The sequence below is a fragment of the Stratiformator vulcanicus genome, from assembly GCF_007744515.1.
Lineage (GTDB): Bacteria > Planctomycetota > Planctomycetia > Planctomycetales > Planctomycetaceae > Stratiformator > Stratiformator vulcanicus.
The window spans coordinates 5,003,322-5,026,077 of record NZ_CP036268.1 but is presented as its reverse complement, the minus strand read 5'-3'; the positions used below and the strand labels follow the sequence as shown (position 1 = coordinate 5,026,077).

Below are 22,756 nucleotides of genomic sequence, written 5' to 3'. Positions count from 1 at the left end.
TCAGATTTCCGATGTCGTCGCCTGTCTCATTTCTGGTGTTCGACGTCGAAACCGTCGGCGACGGTGATTTGATCGCTCGGGTTCGATATCCGAACGAAGAACTCACATCCGCCGAAGCTCTGCGCCGGCACCGCGACGAGCTGATCGAACAGACCGGCAAAGATGTTCTGCCCCCGACGTTCGTCGTGCCGATTTCCGTCGCCGTGGCTAAGGTCGGTCGCGACTTTCGGCTCATCGACTTGGTCACGCTCGATGAACCGGAGTTCCGGGCATCGGCAATCACGCATGACTTCTGGAAGGGCTGGGAAGCCTATCGCCGCCCGACGTTCGTCACCTTTAACGGACGCGGTTACGACCTGCCGGTGATGGAGTTCGCGGCGTATCGCTACGGATTGAGCCTGCCCGCGTGGTTTAACGTCGACGGCCGCAGTTTTGAGCAACGCCGCAACCGCTATAACAACGCGGCGCACATCGACTTGATGGACTTGCTCTCGAACTTCGGCGCTGTGCGTCTGACAGGCGGATTAAATCTATTTGCCAACTTAATCGGCAAGCCGGGCAAGACCGGCATTGACGGCTCGCAGGTGCAGGATATGTATGACGCCGGCAAAGTCGCAGAGATCAATGACTACTGCCGCTGCGATGTGCTCGATTCGTATTTCGTATTCTTAAGGTCGCGCGTCTTAACGGGTCAGCTTCCCTTGGAAGACGAGCAAAAGATCGTCGATAAGACCCATGCGTGGCTCGATGAACGCAAGGACGACAGCGCCGCGTTCCGGCACTATCTGGAGCACTGGGGCGATTGGAAGTCTCGATCCGATGCGTCGGCAAGCGATAGTAGTTAACCGTCTTTGCTCAAAGCGGAAATGGCGCTGCGAAGATCGTCGATGAGTTCCGCCTGCATTGCCCTTTTGCAATCACCACCAGGTTGCCGCAAAATCGCCGATGGATGCCACGTCGACAGTGTTTGCGTGCAAATGTCACTCGTGACCATCTCGCCCCGCTGTCGCGTGATGCGAAATTCGCGTCCGATGACGGATTGGGCCGCCGTCGCGCCGAGACAAACGACTACGTCTGGCTTAACCACGCTCATTTCGGCATCGAGCCACGGTCGGCAGGCGGAAATTTCACGAGCGTTCGGTTTTTGATGCAGACGACGCTTCCCTCCAGAAATTAACTTGAACTTAAAGTGTTTCACCGTGTTGGTGATATAGATGTCGTCGCGATCAATCCCGGCCTCCGCAAGGCATTCGTCAAGCACCTTTCCCGCGGGGCCGATGAACGGTTGACCGGCTTGGTCCTCGATGTCACCGGGTTGTTCACCGATCAGAGCCAGGCGGGCGTTGGCGGGGCCTTTGCCGAAGACCGTTTGCGTGGCCGGTTCATGCAGATGACATCCCTCACAGCCTTCTGCGGCCGATCGCAACTCGTTAAGGCCGTCAAATTGGTCAGGAAAATAGAGGCGGGCTCCGCGATCGTTGCTGTCCGTCACTTCGACCATCCGCTCAGTACGCGTTTCGGCCTGTCGCAGAAGGTCCGGTATTAACTCAGTCTCCGGCATCGTCGGCCAGTGTCGCACCGGCATCTCGGCGATCATTGCCTTCACTTTGACCCGCGCGGGGTTAAAGATCGACGCGTAATAGGTCTTCCAAAGCTCTTCCAAATCATCACCCGCCGGTGCCTCCGATCGCGGGACACCGGGGCCGAAGGTCAATTGCGTTTGATCCCAATGCACCGACTCCGCCGGGGTCAGAATCGACCAATTCATCGGGCCGAATCGGCGTGAGAAGAACGGCGCGGTGAGCCGGACTATTTGATGATCGGGCCGGTGCCAGGCGATATAGTACTCGTCGCCATCTCGCTCCACCTTGCGGAAACGCACGAAGGCTTTCATCTTGTGCGCGTCCCGCCGAACCGCTTTTTCCATCATCTGCAATCGGCGGATATCGTCGTCGGTCGGGTCGCTCAGCAGGTGCGATTTCCCATGCGTCAACCGCCATAGCGTGCGGTAGAGCAGTTCCCAGCGAGCCGCATCGCGATGGCAGGCTGCGGTTTTTGCAAGCTCGAGAAACTTCGGCGGCACCTGATGCCGGGTCGCCTGCGATGTCGATGTCTCGGGCAACTCGTCAAACAACGAGGGTCCGCTGCCGTTCGTCCAACAGATTTCTTCAGGCGGGACATCGCAATTGAGTAGTTCTCGCGCAACCGGTCGCCAGTCGTCAAAGCACGAGACCGAACGAGCGATCATAGCTCACCCGTTGCGGCTCCGGATGCCGCGTCGAAGAGCGTCAGTTGCTTCAGCTTCGGCTCAAATCGCTTCGCCAGGTCGACCGAGTCGATCCAATCCGCGGCAGGATTGCGGTCAGACGTAATAATGAACGGCTTCGCCCGCTTGAGCGGCACCCGCAGTTTCTTAAGATCGCTCAGTCGCAATGATTTAAAACGTCGAATTTGCAGCACCCGTTTGACATTGCGGACGCCCAGCCCCGGCACGCGGAGCAGCATCTCACGGGATGCCTTGTTAATGTCAACGGGAAAGAGGCCGCGATGCCGGAGTGCCCACGCGGTCTTGGGATCGAGGTCAAGGCTGAGGTTCGGTTCTTCCGCAGTAGTGATTTCCTCGGCCTTAAACCCATAAAACCGCATCAGCCAATCGGCTTGGTAGAGGCGATGCTCTCGAATTAGTGGTGGTGCCTGACCGGGCAGCCGGGCATCGGCATGCGGGATCGGACTGAACGCCGAGAAATAGACCCGCTTGAGCCGATGTCGCGTGTAGAGGCGATTCGACGTGTCGAGAATGGATCGGTCGGGTGTGTCGGTCGCCCCGACAATCATTTGGGTGCTTTGGCCCGCTGGCGCGAATGTCGGCACCTGGAAGCCCTGCCGTCGATCGCTCTGTTCCGCATCTTTTCGCGTCTTAATTTCCGACATCGAGTCCTCGATGTCGGTCAGCTTTTTCTCCGGCGCGAGTTTCTTAATATCAGGTTCGGTCGGCAACTCGATATTGACGCTTAATCGATCGGCATGTCGGCCGGCCCGCTCGATCAATTCTTCGGATGCCCCGGGAATGGTCTTCAGATGGATGTAGCCGCGATAGCTGTGCTCCTGGCGCAGCTTGCGAGCGACCTCGGCCAATTGCTCCATCGTGTAGTCGGAGTTCTGGATGATCCCCGAGCTGAGGAACAGCCCTTCGATGTAGTTCCGTTTGTAGAACTCCAACGTGAGCGTGACGACCTCATCGACGGTGAACCGGGCGCGCTGAGTGTCACTGCTGATGCGGTTGACGCAGTACTGGCAGTCGAAAATGCAGTAGTTCGTCAGCAGGATTTTTAGCAGCGAAATGCAGCGACCATCGGGGGCATAGCTGTGGCAGATGCCCATGCCCTCGGTGCTGCCAAGCCCGGGGCGGTTATCCCGCGCTCCCTTGGCCCCGCTGCTGGCGCACGACGCATCATACTTCGCCGCGTCGGCGAGAATCGTGAGTTTCTCACGCAGATCGTATTTTGGCATCCGTGACGACGATGTGCGAGTCCTGTGGATGCGTTAGTATAGTCGCAGGGTCGAAATCGGAAAGTGGGAAACATCCAGAGAAAATCGTGGCCGAGAACCGCCCCCGCATTCTCATTATCGCCGGGCCAAATGGGGCTGGGAAAACGACGTTCGCGAAGGCGTATCTCGGAGGCGAGTTCCCGCCGGAGCGTTTCGTCAATGCGGACGAAATTGCGGCGAGCCTGCCCGATCCGGATAGCGAGGCGACGGCGATCCGAGCGGGAATCGCGATGTTGCAACGTCTCGACCAACTCGCCGAACAAGGAGTCAGCTTCGCGTTCGAGACAACCTTATCGGGCCGAACGTACGCTAAGCGGATCGTCGAATGGAAGGCGAACGGGTACCGTGTAGAACTCCTGTTTCTTACATTGAGCACGGTTGAAGAAGCCGTTCTACGCGTTCGACAACGGGTATTACACGGCGGTCACAATATCCCGGAAGAGACGATCCGCCGACGTTATCGCCGCGGCCTCGATAATTTCGACTATGTCTACAAAGGGCTTGTCGACTACTGGACGTTGTACGATAATTCAAAATACGCCAAGAGAAAGCTTGCGGAGGGCCCTGCTGATGAGTAATACGGCGGCTAAACGAACCACCCGGTCACCGGAGTTCCGAGCTTGGATCGCCGGTATTGAAAGGGGCTTGGACCAAGCCGCCAAAGATGCCCGGGAGCGGGCAATCCGCACGAAGACCGCGCTGGTCTACGAGCAAGACGGGCAACTGATCAAGGAGTACCCGCACTCCGGCGAGATTCACGTGATTCGTGCGGCTGACGAAGTAGACGGCACGGCCAACTAAAGCATGGCGTCGGAGCGATTTTCGAGCAGAGGGCTGAACTTAGCCCAAAGTTCGTCAGGATCGACTGTCGCCGGGGGGATCGGTTCTAAATCTAGTTCTTCGGCAAGCGACCGCAGGAATTCTTGCTGCTGGGCATCAACCTCTTCGCCGAACCACCAGCCCGCGGTTTCCGACTGCTCGTCTTCCAGATTGGCGAAGAAATCGAAGTATCCCCAATGCAGTCCGGCGCAGAGGAATTGCTTCAGGTTTTCGCCGACGAAAACGGGTTCCTCCTCTGAGGGAAACGAAAGCACGACGGGCGATTGCGCTGTGATCGTTCCGTCGATCGGGATCAGCGAATAGTGATCGCCGTCGCCTCCGGTCGAAGCGAAGCATACGGCGTTGAGCGGCGTGTTATCGTATCCGCTGTGACGGCGTGGCGGGCCGTCGAGGATCAGGCCGACGGGGCCCAGTCGCGCTCGGATCACCCGATCGGTCGGCGGCACCTGTTCGATGTCCGGTCCGCCCGCGGCCCACAGACGCTCCAGCAGCGGATGTTCCACCGGAAAGGGGCCGGTTCGCTCCAAATCAGCCAGAATCGCTTCGGCGTCACGAACGGTACACGGTGTCAGATAGGCTTCGAAGACCCTTTCAGCCGTCCCGCGAACGCCGGGGAAAAGTGCTTCCACACGCCCGAATGTCTCCGCTAACCGAGCCACTGCTTGCTTGCGTTTTCGCCCCTTGAAGCCGTCGGCTTTCCACGCCGAAGCGAGAGCTTCAGCAGCATCGCTGACGACGGCTAACTTCTCCTCGCGAAAGGCTGACTTTTCATCCATTACGTGACTCCTCCCGGCTGCGTCCTAAACTGCTGTCATGGGAAGTGTACTCGAACTCACCGATCGCGGTCTCCATTGCCCCGCGGGCGATTTTTACATCGACCCTTGGAAACCGGTCGCGCGAGCCGTGGTGACGCACGCCCATGCCGATCACGCGCGGCGGGGGCACGAGAAGTATCTGACGGCGACCGACGGCGAGCACGTGTTGCGGTCGCGAATGGGCCAGTCGGCGGTGATCGACACGCTCGATTACGGTGAGCGGCTGACGATGAACGGCGTCGACGTTTCGCTCCATCCTGCCGGGCATATCCTCGGATCGGCTCAGATTCGGATTGAGCATCGTGGCGAGGTTTGGTGCGTGAGCGGGGATTACAAGACCGACCCTGATCGTACTTGTGCGAACTTCGAGCCGGTTCGCTGTCATACCTTCATCACAGAGAGCACGTTTGGGTTGCCGATTTACCAGTGGCCGTCGCAGGTGTCGGTCTTCGAGCAGGTCGACGACTGGTGGCGGGCGAACCGAGATGCGGGAAAGGTAAGCGTGCTATTCGCCTACGCTCTTGGGAAGTCGCAGCGATTGCTGGCCGGAGTCGACCCGTCGATCGCACCCATTTATTGCCACGGAGCCGTGGAGATGTGCAATCGCGATTACCGCGCGACCGGCATTGAACTCCCTGAGACCGAGTATGCCGGTCGGGGCGAGCGGGGAAAGGATTGGCAGGGGGCCCTCGTGATCGCCCCGCCCAGCGCGCAGGGCACGCCGTGGCTGCGGAAATTCGGGAACGTCGCGACTGGGTTTGCGTCGGGGTGGATGCTCGTCCGCGGCCAGCGTCGACGGCGGGCGGTCGACCGCGGATTCGTCCTCAGCGATCACGTCGACTGGCCGAGCCTGTTCCATTCGATTGAAGCGACCGGAGCCGAACGCGTCTTCGCCACCCATGGCTCCCGCCGCGCCGTTGTCCGCCGCCTGCGGGAGCAAGGCTACGAGGCGGAGATGCTCGACACGTGGTGGGAAGGGGAGTCGGATGACGGGGAGACTGGTGAGACGGGCGATGGGAAGAGCGGGGGCGGCGAGTAGGTGGATGCTCCGCAAACAAGCCGCGCACGAAGTAAGCGGATATCGGAGAGGCATCCAGACTTGCTCGATCCGCTTACTACGTGCGCGGCTTGTGTGAGTGCAACGTTTTTACCGTATGATTAAATTGAAGTGATCTGAGGGCCAGATTTGGGGAGAAGACCTTGTCGATCGATGTCCAAGCACTTTTACCGCGCGAGGAATCCGCGACGGAGGTGCCGCCGCTGGTCAACGGCGATCACCTCACTCTGCCGGAGTTTCTGCGCCGTTACGAAGCGATGCCGGAATTGAAGAAGGCGGAACTTATTGATGGGAGGGTCTACATGGGATCGCCGGTAAGAACTGATCGTCATGGTGAGCCGCACTCAGATCTGATCGGCTGGCTGTCATTTTATAAGGCTTCGACACCGGGCGTCGGGACTGCCGACAATAGCACGGTGCTACTCGATATCGACAATAGTCCGCAGCCGGACGCCTCGCTGCGAATCAAGCCGGAGTACGGCGGGCAGACGCGAATGACGGAGAAGGGCTACATTCAAAATGCCCCGGAACTCGTGTGCGAAGTCGCGGCCAGTTCGGCGAGTTACGATCTGCATGAGAAGCTGCACGCTTACCGCCGCAGCGGCGTCAGAGAATATCTGGTGTGGATGACCCAGAGTCAGTCAATTGCTTGGTTCGTGCTTCGCGAGGGGAACTTCGAACAACTCGATCTCGATGATTCGGGTCGAATCGAAAGCGAGACGTTTCCCGGCCTCGTGCTTGACGTTCAGGCATTGGTCGAAGGTGACCTGAAGCAGGTTCTCGATGTGTTGGCCGAGGGCATGAAATCGGAAGCCCATCATGCTTTCGTTGATCGCCTCAAATCGCAAAGATCGACACACTCATAACAAGAGTGAATAAGCCGCGCACGCAGTAAGCGGATCGTTCGCGGCTCTCACATGACTGAACCCAAGCGGAGCCGGAAGCGTTGCCGTCGGCCATCGACGAACTGGAACACGTCGAAGTCGCCTCTCGCGACGAGTGGCGGCATTGGTTGGCAGAGCACCACGAACAATCCGAGAGCATTTGGCTCGTGACGTACCGGAAGGCGGTGCCGGAAAAATATCTGCCTTACGACGCGATCGTTGAAGAGGCCCTTTGCTTCGGGTGGATCGACAGCCGACCGGGCAAGGTCGATACCGAACGGACGAAACTCCTCATCTCGCCCCGGAAGCCGGGCAGCCCGTGGTCACGGCTCAACAAGCAACGCGTCGAGCGACTGGAGAGTGACGGCCTGATGACCCCGGCGGGCTGGGCAAAAATCGAGCAGGCAAAAGCCGACGGAAGCTGGACGGTCCTTGACGACGTTGAAGACCTTGTCATTCCTCCCGATCTGGCGAAGGCCCTGAAGCAGAATCGTTCGGCGAAACAGCACTTCGACGCCTTCCCCGATTCCGTCAAGAAGGGCATTCTGTGGTGGATCAAATCGGCCAAACGTTCCGCGACGCGGGAGAAGCGAATCGCCGAAACCGTCGCAAAGGCCGCGGAAAACGTGCGAGCCAATTATCCATAATGATTCACAAGCCGCGCACGAAGTAAGCGGATAACATGATGATTCACAAGCCGCGCACGTAGTAAGCGGATAGCGGGGAGGCATCCAGACTTGCTCGATCCGCTTACTTCGTGCGCGGCTTATAAGGGGAGCGTTGACGACGTCTGTTGCCTCGCCGATGCTCAATGACGTCAAGCACGCACTTCAACCGGATATTGATGCCGATGACTTCGATTCGCTCGCTCGCGCTGCTCTGTGTCTTTTCCGTCTCCTTTACCGCATCCGCCGATGACCGGCCGAACGTGATCCTGTTCATCGCGGACGACGTGAGTTGGAACGACTTCGGCTGCTACGGCAACGACGCGGCACGTACGCCCAACATCGATAGCCTCGCGTCGGGCGGCATGAGGTTCACCGACTTCTACCTCACGGCGAGCAGTTGCAGCCCGAGCCGCTGCAGCATCATCACGGGGCGTTATCCGCACAACAATGGCGAGGCGAGCGAACTGCATCGCCCGCTGCCGGAGTATCTCGTTAAGTTTCCGAAACTTCTGAAAGAGGCGGGCTATTACACTGCCTTATCGGGCAAAAACCACATGCCGCAAAATGGCGTCGACGACTCCGAGGTCTGGTCGACGAAGACCGGTGGCAAGACGAAGAACATGTCGGGTGGCGAAGCCGATTGGGTCGAGCTCACGGAGAATCGGCCGAAGGACCAGCCGTTCTTCTTCTGGTTTGCCGCGTATGACGCTCATCGCAATTGGGATGCTGATGTCCAATGGAAGCCCGACCTCTATGGGTCGAAGCACGATCCGACCGATGTGGTCGTCCCGCCGTATCTGGCCGACACGCCCGACACCCGGCAGGACCTCGCCTCGTATTACAACGAGATCACGCGCTTCGATTGGTTCATCGGACAGGTGCGGGATGAATTGCAGCGGCAGGGGGCGCTCGACAACACCCTGCTGATGGTCATGGCTGACAACGGTCGGCCGTTCCCCCGGGCCAAGACCCGCGTGCATGACAGCGGAATGAAGTCGGCGTTCGTCTCCCATTGGCCGAACGGGATCACGCAGCCCGGCTCGTCTTGCGACAGCCTCGTCAGCGCGATTGACATCTGCCCGACGGTCCTCGACCTCGCCGGTGTCGAAATTCCCGAACAGGTGCAGGGCGTCAGCTTCGATCAACTATTTGCGAATCCGGATGACGACCTCCGCAAGTATGCCTTCAGCGAGCATAACTGGCACGACTACGAAGCCCACGGCCGATCGGTCCGACGCGAGGACGGCTGGCTCTATATTCGCAATGCGCGTCCGCAATATGCGTGGCAGGGCCCGGCCGATTCCGTGCGCTCGCCGTCGCATCAGGACCTGCGGAAGAAACGGGACGCAGGTGAATTGAGCAAGGCCCAAGCGGACGTCTTCCTCGCTCCGCGGCCCGAGGAGGAGTTCTATCGCCCCGAGGACGCGACGCAAACGGATAATCTGGTCGACCGCTTCCGCCAAGGCGATGGAGACTCCGCAGCAGAGGGAATTCTTACAGAGCTACGCGAAGCTATGGATGCTTGGCAGTACGCGACAGGCGACACCATTCCCAAGAACTACTCTCAAGACTATTACGATCGCGAGACGGGCGGTCGAAAGCAGCCCACCGGCAAAGTTCCCTATGGCCGAGGGGACATCTACGGCGACCCCGCCGGTGCAGAACGCGAGGCCACGCGAATTAATAAAGCGGGCCCGAAGTAAAACATATGCATTGATCACAAGCCGCGCACGAAGTAAGCGGATCACGGGGAGGCATCCCGACTTGGAGGCCCCGCGACGTGCTCGATCCGCTTACTACGTGCGCGGCTTGTTGGGGAGATTCGCTCACGACGTGCGCGGATCGGCGAGTTTTAAGCGAAATCCCTTTCTGGCTCTGCGGGCTTGTGTGGATATCCCCGCTATAATCAGGCATGCGCCTGTTTGCCGAGCTGTTTACCCGTCTTGATGAGACGAATAAGACCTCCGCGAAACATGCTGCGCTCGTCGATTACTTTCGCAAAGCGGAACCCGAGGACGCCGCGTGGGCGGTGCATGTGCTGACGGGGCGGAAGCTGAAGCGGGTCATCAAGTCGGGTGATCTGCGGGCGGCGGCGATCGGAGCGGCGGGGGTCTCGGAATGGTTGTTCGAGGAGAGCTACGAAGTCGTCGGCGATCTCGCCGAGACGATCGCGCTCCTATTGCCCGAAGCGACCGTGTCGAGCGCTGAGCCGCTGCACGCCGTGATCGAGGACACGCTGCTGCCATTGAAGAAACTTTCACCCGAAGAGCAGGGCGAAATACTGTGGAGCAAGTGGTCTGGCCTGAACAGGGCAGAGCGATTCGTCTTCAATAAACTGCTGACCGGCTCCTTTCGCGTTGGCGTGCAGCAGCGATCGGTGACGAAGGCACTTGCTGAGGTCGCCGAGATCGATGTCGCCCTCGTTGCGCATCGCTTGATGGGCCAATGGGAGCCGACGCCGGAGTTCTTCCGGTCGCTCATCTCCACCGAAGACGATGGGGAACTTGAAGCGAGCCGGCCTTACCCGTTCTTCCTCGCCCATCCGTTGGAAGCGGAGCCGAGTTCGCTCGGCGAGGTGACGCAGTGGCAGGTCGAATGGAAATGGGACGGTATCCGAGCACAGATGATCCGCCGATCGGGGCAGAGTTTTCTGTGGTCGCGCGGTGAGGAGTTGCTGACCGAGCGGTTTCCCGACCTGCAGCCGGTGATCGAAGCGCTTCCCGACGGCACGGCCCTCGACGGCGAACTCGTCGCAATGAAGGAGGGCAACGTCTTGCCCTTCGGTGAGTTGCAGCGGCGGATCGGGCGGAAGACGCTCGGCAAGAAAATTCTTTCAGACGTGCCGGCGCATTTCATTGCATTCGATCTACTGGAGTGGGACGGGGCAGACGTTCGCACGTGGCCGATGGCAAAGAGGCGGGCGCGACTTGCGTCGCTCGTTGAGAGTTTAGAGATCAGAGGTGAGGGGGTTGAATCAACGTTGCCGTTGGAGGGGGCGGCGGACCGGGAGCGGTTGGCGATCTCGTTAAGCGAGGTTGTTCAATCGCCGTCTTGGGAAGATTTAGCCAAATTGCGGGAGACGAGTCGCGAGCGTCGTGCAGAAGGTTTGATGCTCAAGCGCAACGATTCCGAGTACGGGGTCGGGCGGGTGCGGGGGCCGTGGTGGAAGTGGAAGATCGAGCCCTTCACGGTCGACGCGGTCATGATTTATGCCCAGCGCGGCCACGGTCGGCGGGCGAGCCTGTACAGCGATTACACCTTCGCCGCGTGGAATGAGGGAGAACTGGTCCCATTCGCCAAAGCCTATAGCGGATTGACCGACGAGGAGATCGGTAAGGTCGACCGGTGGATCCGCCGCAACACGATCGAACGCTTCGGCCCGGTCCGCAGTGTGAAACCGGAGCAAGTGTTTGAACTCGCTTTCGAAGACATCCGGCTGTCGAGTCGCCACAAGAGCGGCATCGCGGTTCGCTTCCCGCGGATCACGAAATGGCGGACGGACAAGAAAGCGGACGAGGCCGATGCGCTGGACGCAATTAAGAAATTGCTGCCTGACATTTAACTTGTGCACCCCTCACACAAGCCCGCAGCGCCAGCAAGGGATTTCGCTCCGAGAGGTTCCTCGACAAGCCGCGCACGAAGTAAGCGGATCAACCCGTGCGATATCCGCTTACTCCGTGCGCGGCTTGTATTCGTTAGCTTTTCCGACTCCGCTGGTTGCTCTTGCGGCTTTGCCGCCCGGACGGTGTCCGGGTCACACGACATCTTGACTTTTCCCTTGGATCCCTTGCTGGCGCTGCGGGCTTGTTTGCTCACTTCATCGGCGAAGCAGGGAGCGGGACCACACGAGCAGGATGATGAGGTAGATGACCACCGCCGGGACGGCGAGGCCTACGAGGGCCTCGCGATAACGGGGCAGGAAGTGGTAGGCGAGGCTGTACGCAGCCGGGGCGCCGAGGGCGAACCACACGCCGAGACCGGTGCGATTGGCCCGTCGGTTCTCTCGCTTGACGGTTTCGATGATCTTATCGCGGTCCTGATCGCCCAGCATGGGTGCCTCCAATGAAAGGGCGCCTATCATAACGAGTGATGTGCGCAGTCCGAGGTGACCCCGCTGTCTTCCGCCGAAACTCCTGCCAAGCTGACCAAAGCGTCGATCGAGCGCGCGAAACGTCGTGTGCGCGGTTGGTTTGGCGAGCGCGGTTGGAAGCCGTTTCCGTTTCAGCGCGAGACTTGGGACGCTTATCTCGCCGGCGAAAGCGGCCTCGTGCACGCGACGACGGGGACGGGAAAGACGCACGCGGCATGGTTCGGCCCGTTGATCGAATATCTCGCGGAGAGCAAGCGGGCGAAGGAAGAACACACAAGCCCGAAGCGCAAGCGAGGGACCAAAGCCAAAGAACTGCCGCTGAAAGTGTTGTGGATCACCCCGCTGCGGGCAATTTCCGCCGATACCGAACAGGCACTGCGGCAACCGCTTGATGCCCTCGCCATCCCATGGACGCTCGAGACTCGTACGGGAGACACCTCCGCCGCAATCCGCGCCCGGCAGAGGAAGCGGCTGCCGACGGCTTTGATCACAACGCCCGAGAGCCTGTGCCTGCTGCTGACGCGCGACGACGCGGAAGAGCGGTTTGCGGACCTCCGTTGCGTGATCGTCGACGAATGGCACGAGCTCCTCTCAACAAAGCGAGGTTCGCAGACCGAACTCGCACTCGCCCGCCTGCGCCGCTGGCGGCCCGACCTCCGCATCTGGGGCCTCAGCGCCACACTCGGTAACCTCGACGAAGCAATGGCGGCGCTGCTATCGCAGCGAGGTGAGAGGTTAGAGGTGAGAGGTGAGGGTCCGGATACGAACGCGTCACTCACCTCTCACCACTCACCTCTCACCCAGCCGCGCCAGTGGCTCATCTCCGCGACGACCCGAAAGGTGCTTGCCATTGAAACGCTGATCCCCGAGACGATGGAGCGGTTTCCCTGGGCGGGGCATCTTGGGATTCGGCAGCTACCGATGGTGATCGAGGCGATCGAGCGGGCGAACTCATCGATCTTGTTCACCAACACGCGATCGCAGACGGAGATTTGGTATCAGTCGATCCTGAAGCAGCGGCCCGATTGGGCGGGACTGATCGCACTGCATCACGGATCGATCGCACAACAGACGCGGCGGTGGGTCGAAGACGGCCTGCGGCAGGGGAAGCTGAAGTGCGTCGTGAGCACGTCGAGCCTCGACCTCGGCGTCGACTTTTCCCCCGTCGATTGCGTGCTGCAGGTGGGGAGCCCGAAAGGTGTCGCACGTCTGCTGCAACGGGCAGGGCGGAGCGGGCACTCCCCCGGCAGGCCAAGCAAAGTCGTCGGGGTACCGACGCACGCGCTGGAACTGGTCGAGTTCGCCGCGTGCCGGGACGCGATCGCGAGCGGGCACATCGAGAGTCGGCAGGCGTTGCGAAAGCCGCTCGATGTATTGGTGCAGCACGCCGTCACGATTGCCTTGGGCGGGGGGTTTCGCAGCGACGAACTGCTCGACGAAGTCCGCCGGACGACCGGTTTTGCCGATGTCACCGACGCCGAGTGGGAGTGGGTGCTCGACTTCGTGACCCGCGGCGGCGAGGCGCTTCGGGCCTATGACGAGTACCGCCGCGTTGCACACGCCGAAGGTGAGTATCGCGTCGATGACAAACAGGTCGCCAAGCGGCATCGCATGGGCATTGGCACGATCGCATCCGACGCCGCGATCGAAGTGCGTTATCTCAAAGGCGGACGCATCGGCACGGTCGAAGAGTCGTTCGTGTCTCGCATGAAGCCGGGGGACCGGTTCCTGTTCGCAGGCCGGGTGTTGGAGCTGGTCAAATTCTTCGACATGAAGGCCTGGGTTCGCGTCGCGAAGAACAAGACCGGCACGGTGCCCCGGTGGTCCGGCGGACGGATGCCGCTTTCGAATGAACTCTCGACGGCGATCCGCGAAAAGCTGCAACAGGCAAAGAGCGGGGTATATGACTGCCCGGAGATGCAGGCGGTCAAACCGGTGCTGCAGCTTCAAGCGGATTGGTCGCGGATTCCGGCGAGGGACGAATTGCTGATTGAACGGACGAAAACGCGCGAGGGCTATCACCTGTTCTTCTATCCGTTCGCCGGTCGGCTGGTGCATGAGGGGCTCGCGGCGCTGTGTGCTTTTCGGCTCTCGCAGCTTGACCGGATCACCTTCACGATGGCGATGAATGATTACGGCTTCGAATTGCTCGCAGCGAAGGAAGCCCCGCTGGAGCGCGCCTTGGAAGAGGGATTATTTGACCCGGCGAATTTGCGGGAGGACATCCTCGACAGCCTCAACGGCGTTGAAATGGCGAAGCGGCAGTTCCGCGAGATCGCTCGCGTCGCGGGGCTGGTGTATGTCGGTTATCCCGGCTCCGGAAAGACAGCAAAACAGCTTCAGGCGTCGACCGGGCTGCTGTATGACGTATTCGCGAACTATGATCCGTCTAACCTCCTGCTGAGGCAGGCGCGAGACGAAGTGCTCGAACGTCAACTCGAACATTCCCGAATGTTTGAAACGCTGCAAGCGATTGGCCGGTCACGAGTTGTGGTGGAAAACCCTCGAAAACCGACGCCGCTCGGCTTTCCACTCATGGTCGATCGCTTGCGTGAGAAGCTATCGTCGGAGAAGCTCTCCGCCCGCATTTCGCGGATGAGCGTCGCCTTAGAGAAGGCGGCGGGATGATCGTGTGACCGTCGATGTTGGGGGTCGCGGCTGCACGATCGATTGAGGACGGATTCTGAATTCAACAGGTAAGGATACAAGTGCAACACGGACTCCCCGTTGAGGTGGCCGGTGAACTGCTCACCCTGCTGCCCGATCACGCGGTCTTCTGGAACGACGAACGCGCGCTGATTATCGCCGATCCGCATTGGGGCAAGGAGGCGACCTTTCGCGCCCATGGGATTCCGATTCCCGCCGGAGTGATGCGTCGCGATTTGCTGCGGCTCACCGATTGCGTGACGAAACACAAAGCCGAGCGACTGATCGTGCTGGGCGACTTGATGCACGCCCGCACCGGCCGCGATGAAGCGGCAACGATGCAGGAAATTGCCGAGTGGCGCAAGATGGTGCCAAAACTCGAGTGCATTCTCATTCGCGGCAATCACGATCGATCCGCGGGCGATCCGGCTCCGGAGTGGGGTTTCTCCGTGGTCGATGAGCCACACCGCTTCGGCCCGTTCGAGTTGCGCCACTTCCCGCTCGATGCGAGTGAAGCGGCGCCGCGACGATCAGCCGACGACCCCTTCGTGTTGGCCGGACACCTGCATCCAAAGGTCAAGCTGGCGGCAACACCGCAGGAGACGCTGAAGCTCCCCTGCTTCTACCTTGGCGCGTCGCAGTTCGTCCTGCCGGCTTTCAGCAGTTTCGTCGATGGCGGGCTGATCTCACCGGTCGAGGGCGACCGCGTCTTCGTCGTCGCAGACAGCCAGGTAATCGAAGTGCGCACGGATACTTGCACGGAGTCGGCCGATTCGCGGCCGAAGCGAGGTCGCTCGGCTCGCTCCCATTGAGCGGGCGGAGACTGGAACTGACGGTGAAAATAATAGGGCCCCCGGGACTCGAACCCGGAACCAACGGATTATGAGTCCGCTGCTCTAACCGATTGAGCTAGGGCCCCAACTTGTTATGTGGCAGTATTTTCGGCTGTGTTGTACATTGGTGTCAAGTATGTAGCGACGCCCGGTACGACGCCCGATCATGAATGATAAGCCTGCGAAGCCATCTGTTGATTTCCCGTTGTATCCACACCGAAACGGTCAGTGGGCGAAGAAGATACGGGGAAAGACCAAGTTTTTCGGAGTGTGGGCTAATCCAGCGGATGCCCTCGCAAAGTATCTGGACGAAAAGGATGACCTGCAAGCCGGGCGAGAAGTTCGCCGTGGTGAGGGGACGACGATCGCTGATCTAGCGGACGAGTGGCTTGATGACCAGCGGGCGAGGGTGCAATCGAAAGAGCTTGCCCTCCGCACTTGGGGTGATTACCGCCGTACCGCTCAAACTGTCGTTGATATCCTCGGTCCCGATACCCCGGCTGACTCCATCAAGCCGAGTGACTTTCAGCGGGTCCGGGAGCGATTGACGAAGGGCAGGGGCGTTCACGCGCTCCGCCGCGAAATTACTCACGTCCGCATGATGTTCACTTGGGGGTTCGAATCCGAATTGTTGCCCGTTCAGGTTCGCTTCGGGCCTAGCTTCAAGCAGCCCGGAAAACGGGCAATGAAGCGGCACAGGAACGAACAGGAAAAGAAGCTGATCGCCGCGGAACACATCCGGCAACTTCTACCGGTGGCCGATGTGAAGATGCGGGCCATGATCCTGCTCGGAATCAACTGTGGTTTCGGGAACACCGATGTCGCTACGCTGCCACGCCGGGCTTTGCTCTACGTTGATGGCCACGCCTTTCTCGATTTCCCGCGGCCAAAGACCGGAGAGGAGAGGCGGTGCCCGCTCTGGCCCGAAACCGAACTTATGCTTCGGCTGGCAATGACGGTGCGAGTAGTCCCGAAGGATCCCGCAGACGCTGGTCTCGTGTTCCTCACGCGGACCGGGGCGAGGTACGTGCGCGTGAAGGAGACGGAGGTCGAAGACGGAGACTCAAAGATTACAAATATCGACATCGTGGCCCAGACGTTCAAAAAGTTATTGAAGGGGAGAGAATTCGACCGACGTGGGCTTAACTTCTACGTGTTGAGGCACACGTTCGAGACGATCGCTGGGGACTCGGCCGACCAAGTAGCGACAGACTTTATGATGGGCCACTCCGATCAGTCGATGGCCGCAACGTACCGCGAGAAGATATTCGAGCATCGACTCCTGAAGGTTGCCGAACACGTGCGGCACTGGCTGCTGCCGAATGTGTCGCCAGCATGACAGCATGGTGACGCCGTTAAAAATTGTGGATTTTTTTAATTCAGGCCACGCAATCACTTACGGCGAATACGCAGTTGTCGCCGCCTGACAAATCCACCTGCACCCTCAGTGCTTATAGAGGGGCAGAAACGATGACCACCACAAACAACATTCTCAATGTTCAGCAGGTCGCCGACGAACTCGGCATTGCGGCAAAAACGGTCCGCGACCTCTGCCGGCTGTACTCAACGGACCCACAGAGGGGACTGCGAAGCTTCAATGCCTCGCCGAACCCGGAAAGCCGTCGCCCGACTTATCGGGTACGGCGGGAATGGCTCAACGATTTCATCGATCGGCGATCGTCCGAGGGTTCCGCGCCACGGTCGAAGAGGCGAAAGCGGGCTCGATCACGTCGCTGGATTAAAGGGTAATTTATGTCCGTGTCACAGGGTGTCGCTGTGGTTGAGTCCCCCGAGGATGTGAAACGTCGATTAGAGGAAGCAAGTGAAACAAATATCGCGACGGGATGTTGGAGCCTGCCGGGAGAAATTGAGCTTCTCGGGCGAAAGGTGGACGCTCGACGAGCGAGCTACTTCGTTTATATCGGAACCATCGGGAGTTCAAAAAGGATCGTGACGACTTGCGGGAATCACGATTGTATTAATCCAGATCACCTCCGAGCTTTCGCAAGCGAACATTGATTAAGACGATGAAAATATCAACCAGTATTTGCTACACGGAAGCCAAGACAGGGCGCACGCTACGCGAGTTCTCCGAGGACGAATGGATTACCCGTATTGCCGTTGGGGACCAAGTCGAGTTCGGCGACCACTTGTGGACCGTAACCCGGAGGCAGTGGGTGATACTTAAGCTGAAGCCAAACCCTGACGTATGCCTGCAACTCCACGTGAGTGAGGACGAGAGGAATACGGAAGAGCATGTTGGTTTCGCCAATTCACCGATCGAGTCACCTTCAACGGCCAAGGGCCAACGCATATCAACGAAGAAAGTTGCCAAGCGGCTCGGGGTGACTCCGGAGAAGGTGCGGGTCTTGATCCGCAGCGGGGAACTGCGGGCGATCGACATCAGCGACCGCGGCGGGACGGGCAAACCACGATATCGGATCCTCGTGTCCGACATCGAGAAATTCGAACAGGACCGGCAGGTCGTGAAGCGACCGAAGAACATCGCACCTAAGCGGACCAAGAAGGGGGTGACCGAGTTTTATTAAGACCGACGCCGCGTGGAGCAGTCCAGTAGCTCGCCGGGTTCATAACCCGGAGGTCGCAGGTGCGAATCCTGCCGCGGCTATTCGAAACAGGCCAGAGGCGAGTGGCCAGAGGCGAGAGTGATTTCTATCGATCGCATGTGCGGTCGAACACCTTAGTGCGGCGTCTGCGCTCAGCGTACGCGCCGACCTTAATGAAAGGCGGATGTGATGGCGAGGCGACGGCGGGATGGGCTGTCCGATGAACGGCTCGGGGAACTGATCACCAAGGCAGCCGACCTGCAGCAGCGATACCGAAAACAGTATCAGCGGGCCGATGACATTAAGAGTGATTACGACGAATACAAAGAGGTCATCGACGCGGAATTAAAGGCCCGCGGTGTCGATGCCTTCGGCAGTGGCGACATCCGCGTCGTGCGGTCGAAGCGGCAAAAGCCGACCGACTACAAGGCCGCTCTGCGTGACTCTCAGGGTCCCGAAGCGATCGAGGCCGCGAAGAAGAAACAACGCCGCCGCAAGATCGAATACCTCTCCTTTGAGAAGGCGGGGCCGGTGAAGAAGAAGCGGAAGCGGCGAACTGTTCGAAAGCCGAAAGCGGAAAGCGGAAAACTGGGTACGGCTGCCAGTCAACCACCGCTCGGCGTCGTCTCAGCGGCTGCAAATTAAACGCACCTAGTCTCATCAATCTGCTTTGGTTTCTCTCTCTCTCTCTCTCTCTCAACACGGGGTTAATGAAATGGATAATCCGCAGCACTACGAAGCGTGGATGGCATCATTCTGCAATGAGTACGGCTGGCCGGAGCCGGTCAGAGTTCCGGGATGTTCGACCCGGTTTATAACCAGAGCGGTTATCCCGCCAGACGCTGCCGAAGACATATTGAATCATCATCACATCGACAACAATCGCCATATAAAGAAATCGGTTTACCGATTTTCGGAGGACATGAAGCGCGGGGTGTGGTTCGAAAACGCCCACGCGATCGCATTTGACAAGACCGGGAAACTCTACGACGGGCAGCATCGGCTCGGTGCTTGTGTGCGGTCAGGCGAGCCCTTCACGACCTTAGTAGTATTCGGCGTTGAACAGGTTGGTGGCACGGATAAGTCTGTAAGTCGCACACTCCGCGATGATCGCAAGATGCGGGGCGAACCGACAACGCAGGTGCGGATCAGTACGGCAAGGAGAACCCTCGTTGGTGACCTTAAAATGGGAGCGAAGGAGGTGTCTCGGGTATCTGACGCGATCGTCGATGAAGCCGTTGATCTATTAACAGACGGCATTGATGTCGTTGAATCAGCGATTCAAACGAATGTCCGGGGCATTACGACTGTGCCGTTCAGGGCGGTCATGGTTAGAGCGTTCTATGCGGGACACGAGACAGAGCTTCGTCGGTTCTGCGCGATACTCTGCGGGCAGGCATCGGCTCTTGATAACGAGGTCGCGGCCCAGTCGTTGATGGTGTCGTTGATTAACAATCAGCGACGCCACCACGTGGGTGACCAGGGGCAGCGGGAGCACTTCCGCCGGACAGCGACTGCATTTAAGGCATTCGTTGAAAAGCGTCCTCTTCAGAAAATATACAGCACGCCGGGGAATGAGTACCCGGTTCCGGAGTGCGTCCGGCATTTGCTGCCGGATTCAGCAGACTCGTGAGACAGGACCTCTCACCTCTCACCTCTAGCCTCTGGCCTATCCCCATGGATTCCCGACAACTCACGGAATTAAGAGTCTTAATCGGCTTCGCGTTCGATCTGCCTTCGGGGCCATCGGGGAGCGTGCCCGATCGGTTGCGGGCGGCGAATGCCGCGTTGGAGCTGGCTCGGTATTACAACGCCACCAAACAGGTTCACCGGCGCGAGTATGTCGAACGGATCGCGGAGAAGGCCCGCGTCTCGGTCGAGAAATTGCTTGAGGCCGACCCGGATTTAATGACGGTGCCCGCGACCGGGCTGATCGATACCGATGCGATTCCGACACAGTTTTCACGAAAGGCCGGGTCGTGAGACGCATTAAGAAGATGCGGTTGATCGTGGTCACCGAAAGCGGCATCCGCCGCGACGGCCGACGCGTGACGCCTTCGGCCGAGATACAGGCCCGCCGGCTCCGGCCGGGGCACTGGGCGGTGAAACTGCCGTGGTTCCAATTCGACACGCGGGCGATCTGGGTCGACTGGTTCTGCCCCGATGCGGAGATGCCCCACCGGCTCAAACGCTACTGCCGCGAGTGGAAATTGACCGTTGTGGATTGGGAGGAGTGAGGGAGAGGCGAGAGGCGAGAGGTGAGTGGCCAGAGGGAAAGTCTAATTCTTACGAAAGGTGATTTAATGTCGCAGACAGACGTGATTACAGCGACGGCGAACGGGGTGTTTAATCTGGAGGGGCGGCTCGATGAGGCGTCGACCCGGATTCGGTTTCCGGTCGAATTCTTAAGAACCTGCGTCGGCGAGATCGAGACGTTCCTGTCATTGCTCGACGATGAGGATGACGATGGGCCGTGGACGTCGCCCGACGAACGGCGGTGGCTGCGGGCGATGCGGAACGCCCTGCAGGTGACGGGCCAGCCCGATTCGGTCGGGCTGCACGATTATAAGACGCTCACGATGTCGGCCGGGACGTGGCGGAAGCTCGATCACTTCCGCTCGTGGCTGAACACGATCGATGTGGATGACACGTCGGAGGTGATCGCCGCGTGCGAAGATCAGGGGGACTCGCTGCGGAGTCTGCTGCTCGAACCGATCGAAATGGCCCTGGTCTGCCGGACCGCCGAGCAGTCCTGCACGGTGCTGCGGGATGAAACGCTGGCTCATTGCGAGAAGGCGGCTGAGCACGCGAATGAAGCTCATCGGTCGGTGACGCAAATCGCCGTTCGCAGCGACAAGCTCGGCGAATGGATCGAAGAGGTCGGCCATTCGCATCGGGCGGTGTCTGACCATCACGACGAAATGCGGAAGTGGGTGATCGAAGCGCGCGTGATGTTCGTCGTCTCGATGGTCGTGCTCTTTGCCGGGCTCAGTGCGGCGAGTTGGGCGGTATCGCGAGCGGACAGTCCGGCCGGACCGACCGAGCTGCCGCAGGCCCAAGCCCACGAAGTGGGGGCCGAGTAGACCGTGGCTGATTCGCTCTCCCCTCGCCCCTCGACTCCCGATGAGCAGCTCGTCGAGCTGCTCGCGGTCGCGGAACCGATCGTCGCCGGTATGGCGAAGCGGTTTCCGCGAGTCGATCGCGACGACATGGAGTCGGCGGCGATGGAGGCGGTCTGGCGGTGCTTCGAGCGGCAAGACGAGTCGAAGGGGGACGTGCTGCACTACGTGCGGCGGAGTGTGCGGCGGGCCTGCCTGATGCAGGCACGCGGCCACGGTCGGCGAGAGAAGCGGGAACAGACCGCGACCTGCGATCCGGTGACGTTCGACGGCGACTCGGCTGCCGAAACCGCCACCGATCCCACGCTCGCGATCGAAGCCGAGGACCTGTGGTCCTTCGCGGTGGCAGGTCTCGACGAGGTCACCGCGGAGGTCGTGTTGAAGGTTCAGCGGGATGACATGTCGAGAAGCGAGGCCGCGGCCGAGCTGTCTCTGACCGAAGTAGAGATCAGTCGAAGACTGTTTGAATCGCGTCCGATCGTGCGGCGGGCGTTGGGCCAATTTCATCACCCGGCCGCACGGGGAGGTTTTTATCCGATGCCGCATTCCTTAACCGCGGCGAGCTGCAACGTGTCAGCAGCCGCACTGCAGAAGGCGGTCGCTCTCGCGCTGCCGGTTGCCAAGAAAACAACACCGATGGAGGTCTTAAAGAACTTCCGTCTGGTCGGCGAGGGCGGGAAGCTGGAAATACACGCCACCGATAGTGAAATGTATCTCGTGGCCGAAGTGGATCAGGCGACCATCGGCGGCGGGATGTTTGAAACGCTGGTCCCGGCCGCGAAGTTCGGCGAAATTCTCCGGCTGATCAACGGCAAGGAATCGATCGACCTGACCGTTGATGACAACCTCGTCATCCGCTCGGGTGCCGATGAGTGGAAATTAAACGTCGCCGATGCGGCGGAGTTTCCACCGGAGGCGGCGTTTGCCGGGGATGATCCACTGTCGGTTCCCGGCGGGGTATTAAGGCGAGTGATTGATCACGTCGCGTTCGTTTGCGATAAGACGTCGTCGTTGTATGTCCTTGGCGGTGTGCTGTTCGAGCGGGACGCTGACAGCCTGGTCTTTGCTGCGACTGACAGCCGGCAGCTATCGGTCGAGCGACTCGTGATCGCGCCATCGGAGCCAAGAGCGGCCGATGCTCCGCCGGTGGTACCGGCCAAAGCAATGCAGGTCCTGCGGGCACTCTGCCCGGACGGGGAAGCGGACGTCGAAGTCATGCTCACTTCGAACACCGCGGCGTTCCGGTCGGAAGGCTGGCGACTGCAGACGCGTTTGATGCAGGGTCGCTTTCCTCGGTATCGAACGGTGATCCCACCGGACACGCCCAAGAATGTCTCGATCCCGGCGGCCCCGTTCTTAAAGGCGGTCGAGAAGGCACGGGTTACGACGGCCGAAGAGACGCGTGGAATCGACCTGTACTTCCTATCCGACGGCACGCTCAAAATTAAGGCCGCGTCGCAAGACCTCGGCGTGGCCGAAGTGCAGTTGCCGGTGGCCTGCGACTTCGACCTGGTGATCACGCTCGACGTCACGTTAATTGCCGGTTTCTTAAAACATGCCGGCGACGACGTGATCGACTTCGGATTCACCGACGGCGACTCGCAATTAAAAGCCACGGTCGGCTCGTGGACCTTCATCATCATGCCGCTGTCTCGGGATCGGTGACTTCGTCACTTTGGGCCTGCGGC

General features: G+C 59.8%; 23 protein-coding genes and 2 tRNA genes. 20 read left to right on the top strand and 5 right to left on the bottom strand.

Annotated elements, in window-relative coordinates:
* The first annotated feature begins 11 nt into the window (after positions 1 to 11).
* Positions 12 to 845 (top strand): 3'-5' exonuclease, encoded by an 834-nt coding sequence (locus Pan189_RS20255; RefSeq protein WP_145365893.1) that lies wholly within the window; start codon positions 12 to 14, stop codon positions 843 to 845.
* On the opposite strand, the gene Pan189_RS20250 is transcribed toward Pan189_RS20255, so the two are convergent.
* Positions 842 to 2,248 (bottom strand): UdgX family uracil-DNA binding protein, encoded by a 1,407-nt coding sequence (locus Pan189_RS20250; RefSeq protein ID WP_145365892.1) that lies wholly within the window; start codon positions 2,246 to 2,248, stop codon positions 842 to 844. The two genes, Pan189_RS20255 and Pan189_RS20250, sit on opposite strands and share 4 nt — an antisense overlap.
* Positions 2,245 to 3,510 (bottom strand): putative DNA modification/repair radical SAM protein, encoded by a 1,266-nt coding sequence (locus Pan189_RS20245; RefSeq protein WP_145365891.1) that lies wholly within the window; start codon positions 3,508 to 3,510, stop codon positions 2,245 to 2,247. The genes Pan189_RS20250 and Pan189_RS20245 overlap by 4 nt, the downstream gene beginning before the upstream one ends.
* A gap of 86 nt (positions 3,511 to 3,596) precedes the next feature.
* On the opposite strand from Pan189_RS20245, the gene Pan189_RS20240 reads away from it, so the two are divergent.
* Both Pan189_RS20240 and Pan189_RS20235 read left to right on the top strand, forming a co-directional pair.
* Complete coding sequence (locus Pan189_RS20240) at positions 3,597 to 4,127, top strand: ATPase (protein ID WP_310820825.1); 531 nt, start codon at positions 3,597 to 3,599, stop codon at positions 4,125 to 4,127.
* Entirely contained in the window at positions 4,120 to 4,350 is a 231-nt protein-coding gene (locus Pan189_RS20235) for a hypothetical protein (RefSeq protein WP_145365890.1), read from the top strand. Before Pan189_RS20240 ends, Pan189_RS20235 begins: the two co-directional genes overlap by 8 nt.
* Here the strand turns inward: Pan189_RS20235 and Pan189_RS20230 are convergent.
* The gene (locus Pan189_RS20230) at positions 4,347 to 5,165 is read right to left on the bottom strand and encodes a hypothetical protein (RefSeq protein WP_145365889.1); all 819 of its coding nucleotides are present in this window, start codon (positions 5,163 to 5,165) and stop codon (positions 4,347 to 4,349) included. The genes Pan189_RS20235 and Pan189_RS20230 overlap by 4 nt on opposite strands.
* A gap of 37 nt (positions 5,166 to 5,202) precedes the next feature.
* On the opposite strand from Pan189_RS20230, the gene Pan189_RS20225 reads away from it, so the two are divergent.
* From Pan189_RS20225 to Pan189_RS20205, 5 genes are all read left to right on the top strand, one after another.
* Positions 5,203 to 6,243 carry a ligase-associated DNA damage response exonuclease gene (locus Pan189_RS20225; RefSeq protein WP_145365888.1) on the top strand — a complete coding sequence of 347 codons (1,041 nt, stop codon included), beginning with the start codon at positions 5,203 to 5,205 and terminating at the stop codon, positions 6,241 to 6,243.
* Between the two features lie 161 nt (positions 6,244 to 6,404).
* The gene (locus Pan189_RS20220) at positions 6,405 to 7,127 is read left to right on the top strand and encodes a Uma2 family endonuclease (protein ID WP_310820824.1); all 723 of its coding nucleotides are present in this window, start codon (positions 6,405 to 6,407) and stop codon (positions 7,125 to 7,127) included.
* 80 nt (positions 7,128 to 7,207) lie between these two features.
* A complete protein-coding gene (locus tag Pan189_RS20215) occupies positions 7,208 to 7,792 on the top strand; it encodes a YdeI/OmpD-associated family protein (RefSeq protein WP_145365887.1) in 585 nt (194 codons plus the stop codon).
* 203 nt (positions 7,793 to 7,995) lie between these two features.
* On the top strand, positions 7,996 to 9,516 hold the full coding sequence (locus Pan189_RS20210) for a sulfatase family protein (RefSeq protein ID WP_310820823.1): 1,521 nt from the start codon (positions 7,996 to 7,998) through the stop codon (positions 9,514 to 9,516).
* Between the two features lie 209 nt (positions 9,517 to 9,725).
* Positions 9,726 to 11,375, top strand: a complete 1,650-nt coding sequence (locus tag Pan189_RS20205; RefSeq protein WP_145365886.1) for an ATP-dependent DNA ligase — start codon at positions 9,726 to 9,728, stop codon at positions 11,373 to 11,375.
* A gap of 255 nt (positions 11,376 to 11,630) precedes the next feature.
* Here Pan189_RS20205 and Pan189_RS20200 read toward each other — a convergent pair whose 3' ends face one another.
* On the bottom strand, positions 11,631 to 11,864 hold the full coding sequence (locus Pan189_RS20200; RefSeq protein WP_145365885.1) for a hypothetical protein: 234 nt from the start codon (positions 11,862 to 11,864) through the stop codon (positions 11,631 to 11,633).
* Positions 11,865 to 11,990: 126 nt separating this feature from the next.
* Between Pan189_RS20200 and Pan189_RS20195 the strand changes: the two genes are divergently transcribed.
* Complete coding sequence (locus Pan189_RS20195; protein WP_310820822.1) at positions 11,991 to 14,531, top strand: ligase-associated DNA damage response DEXH box helicase; 2,541 nt, start codon at positions 11,991 to 11,993, stop codon at positions 14,529 to 14,531.
* Positions 14,532 to 14,611: 80 nt separating this feature from the next.
* Complete coding sequence (gene pdeM, locus Pan189_RS20190; protein WP_310820821.1) at positions 14,612 to 15,361, top strand: ligase-associated DNA damage response endonuclease PdeM; 750 nt, start codon at positions 14,612 to 14,614, stop codon at positions 15,359 to 15,361.
* 33 nt (positions 15,362 to 15,394) lie between these two features.
* On the opposite strand, the gene Pan189_RS20185 is transcribed toward pdeM, so the two are convergent.
* Positions 15,395 to 15,468: transfer RNA gene (locus Pan189_RS20185), tRNA-Ile, on the bottom strand.
* Between the two features lie 182 nt (positions 15,469 to 15,650).
* On the opposite strand from Pan189_RS20185, the gene Pan189_RS20180 reads away from it, so the two are divergent.
* From Pan189_RS20180 to dnaN, 10 genes are all read left to right on the top strand, one after another.
* Positions 15,651 to 16,721 (top strand): tyrosine-type recombinase/integrase, encoded by a 1,071-nt coding sequence (locus tag Pan189_RS20180; protein ID WP_310820820.1) that lies wholly within the window; start codon positions 15,651 to 15,653, stop codon positions 16,719 to 16,721.
* Between the two features lie 131 nt (positions 16,722 to 16,852).
* Positions 16,853 to 17,131: a helix-turn-helix domain-containing protein gene (locus Pan189_RS20175; protein ID WP_145365882.1), complete on the top strand. Its 279-nt coding sequence runs from the start codon at positions 16,853 to 16,855 to the stop codon at positions 17,129 to 17,131.
* Between the two features lie 278 nt (positions 17,132 to 17,409).
* Complete coding sequence (locus Pan189_RS20170; RefSeq protein WP_145365881.1) at positions 17,410 to 17,931, top strand: helix-turn-helix domain-containing protein; 522 nt, start codon at positions 17,410 to 17,412, stop codon at positions 17,929 to 17,931.
* Between the two features lie 6 nt (positions 17,932 to 17,937).
* A tRNA-Met gene (locus Pan189_RS20165) sits at positions 17,938 to 18,011 on the top strand.
* Positions 18,012 to 18,138: 127 nt separating this feature from the next.
* Complete coding sequence (locus Pan189_RS20160) at positions 18,139 to 18,594, top strand: hypothetical protein (protein WP_145365880.1); 456 nt, start codon at positions 18,139 to 18,141, stop codon at positions 18,592 to 18,594.
* A 70-nt stretch (positions 18,595 to 18,664) separates the two neighbouring features.
* Positions 18,665 to 19,582, top strand: coding sequence for a hypothetical protein (locus Pan189_RS20155; protein WP_145365879.1), 918 nt, complete (start codon positions 18,665 to 18,667; stop codon positions 19,580 to 19,582).
* 44 nt (positions 19,583 to 19,626) lie between these two features.
* Positions 19,627 to 19,932 (top strand): hypothetical protein, encoded by a 306-nt coding sequence (locus Pan189_RS20150; protein WP_145365878.1) that lies wholly within the window; start codon positions 19,627 to 19,629, stop codon positions 19,930 to 19,932.
* A complete protein-coding gene (locus Pan189_RS20145) occupies positions 19,929 to 20,186 on the top strand; it encodes a hypothetical protein (RefSeq protein ID WP_145365877.1) in 258 nt (85 codons plus the stop codon). Before Pan189_RS20150 ends, Pan189_RS20145 begins: the two co-directional genes overlap by 4 nt.
* A 66-nt stretch (positions 20,187 to 20,252) precedes the next feature.
* A complete protein-coding gene (locus tag Pan189_RS20140; RefSeq protein ID WP_145365876.1) occupies positions 20,253 to 21,032 on the top strand; it encodes a hypothetical protein in 780 nt (259 codons plus the stop codon).
* Positions 21,033 to 21,035: 3 nt separating this feature from the next.
* On the top strand, positions 21,036 to 22,733 hold the full coding sequence (gene dnaN / locus Pan189_RS20135; protein WP_145365875.1) for a DNA polymerase III subunit beta: 1,698 nt from the start codon (positions 21,036 to 21,038) through the stop codon (positions 22,731 to 22,733).
* The last annotated feature ends 23 nt before the right edge of the window (positions 22,734 to 22,756 follow it).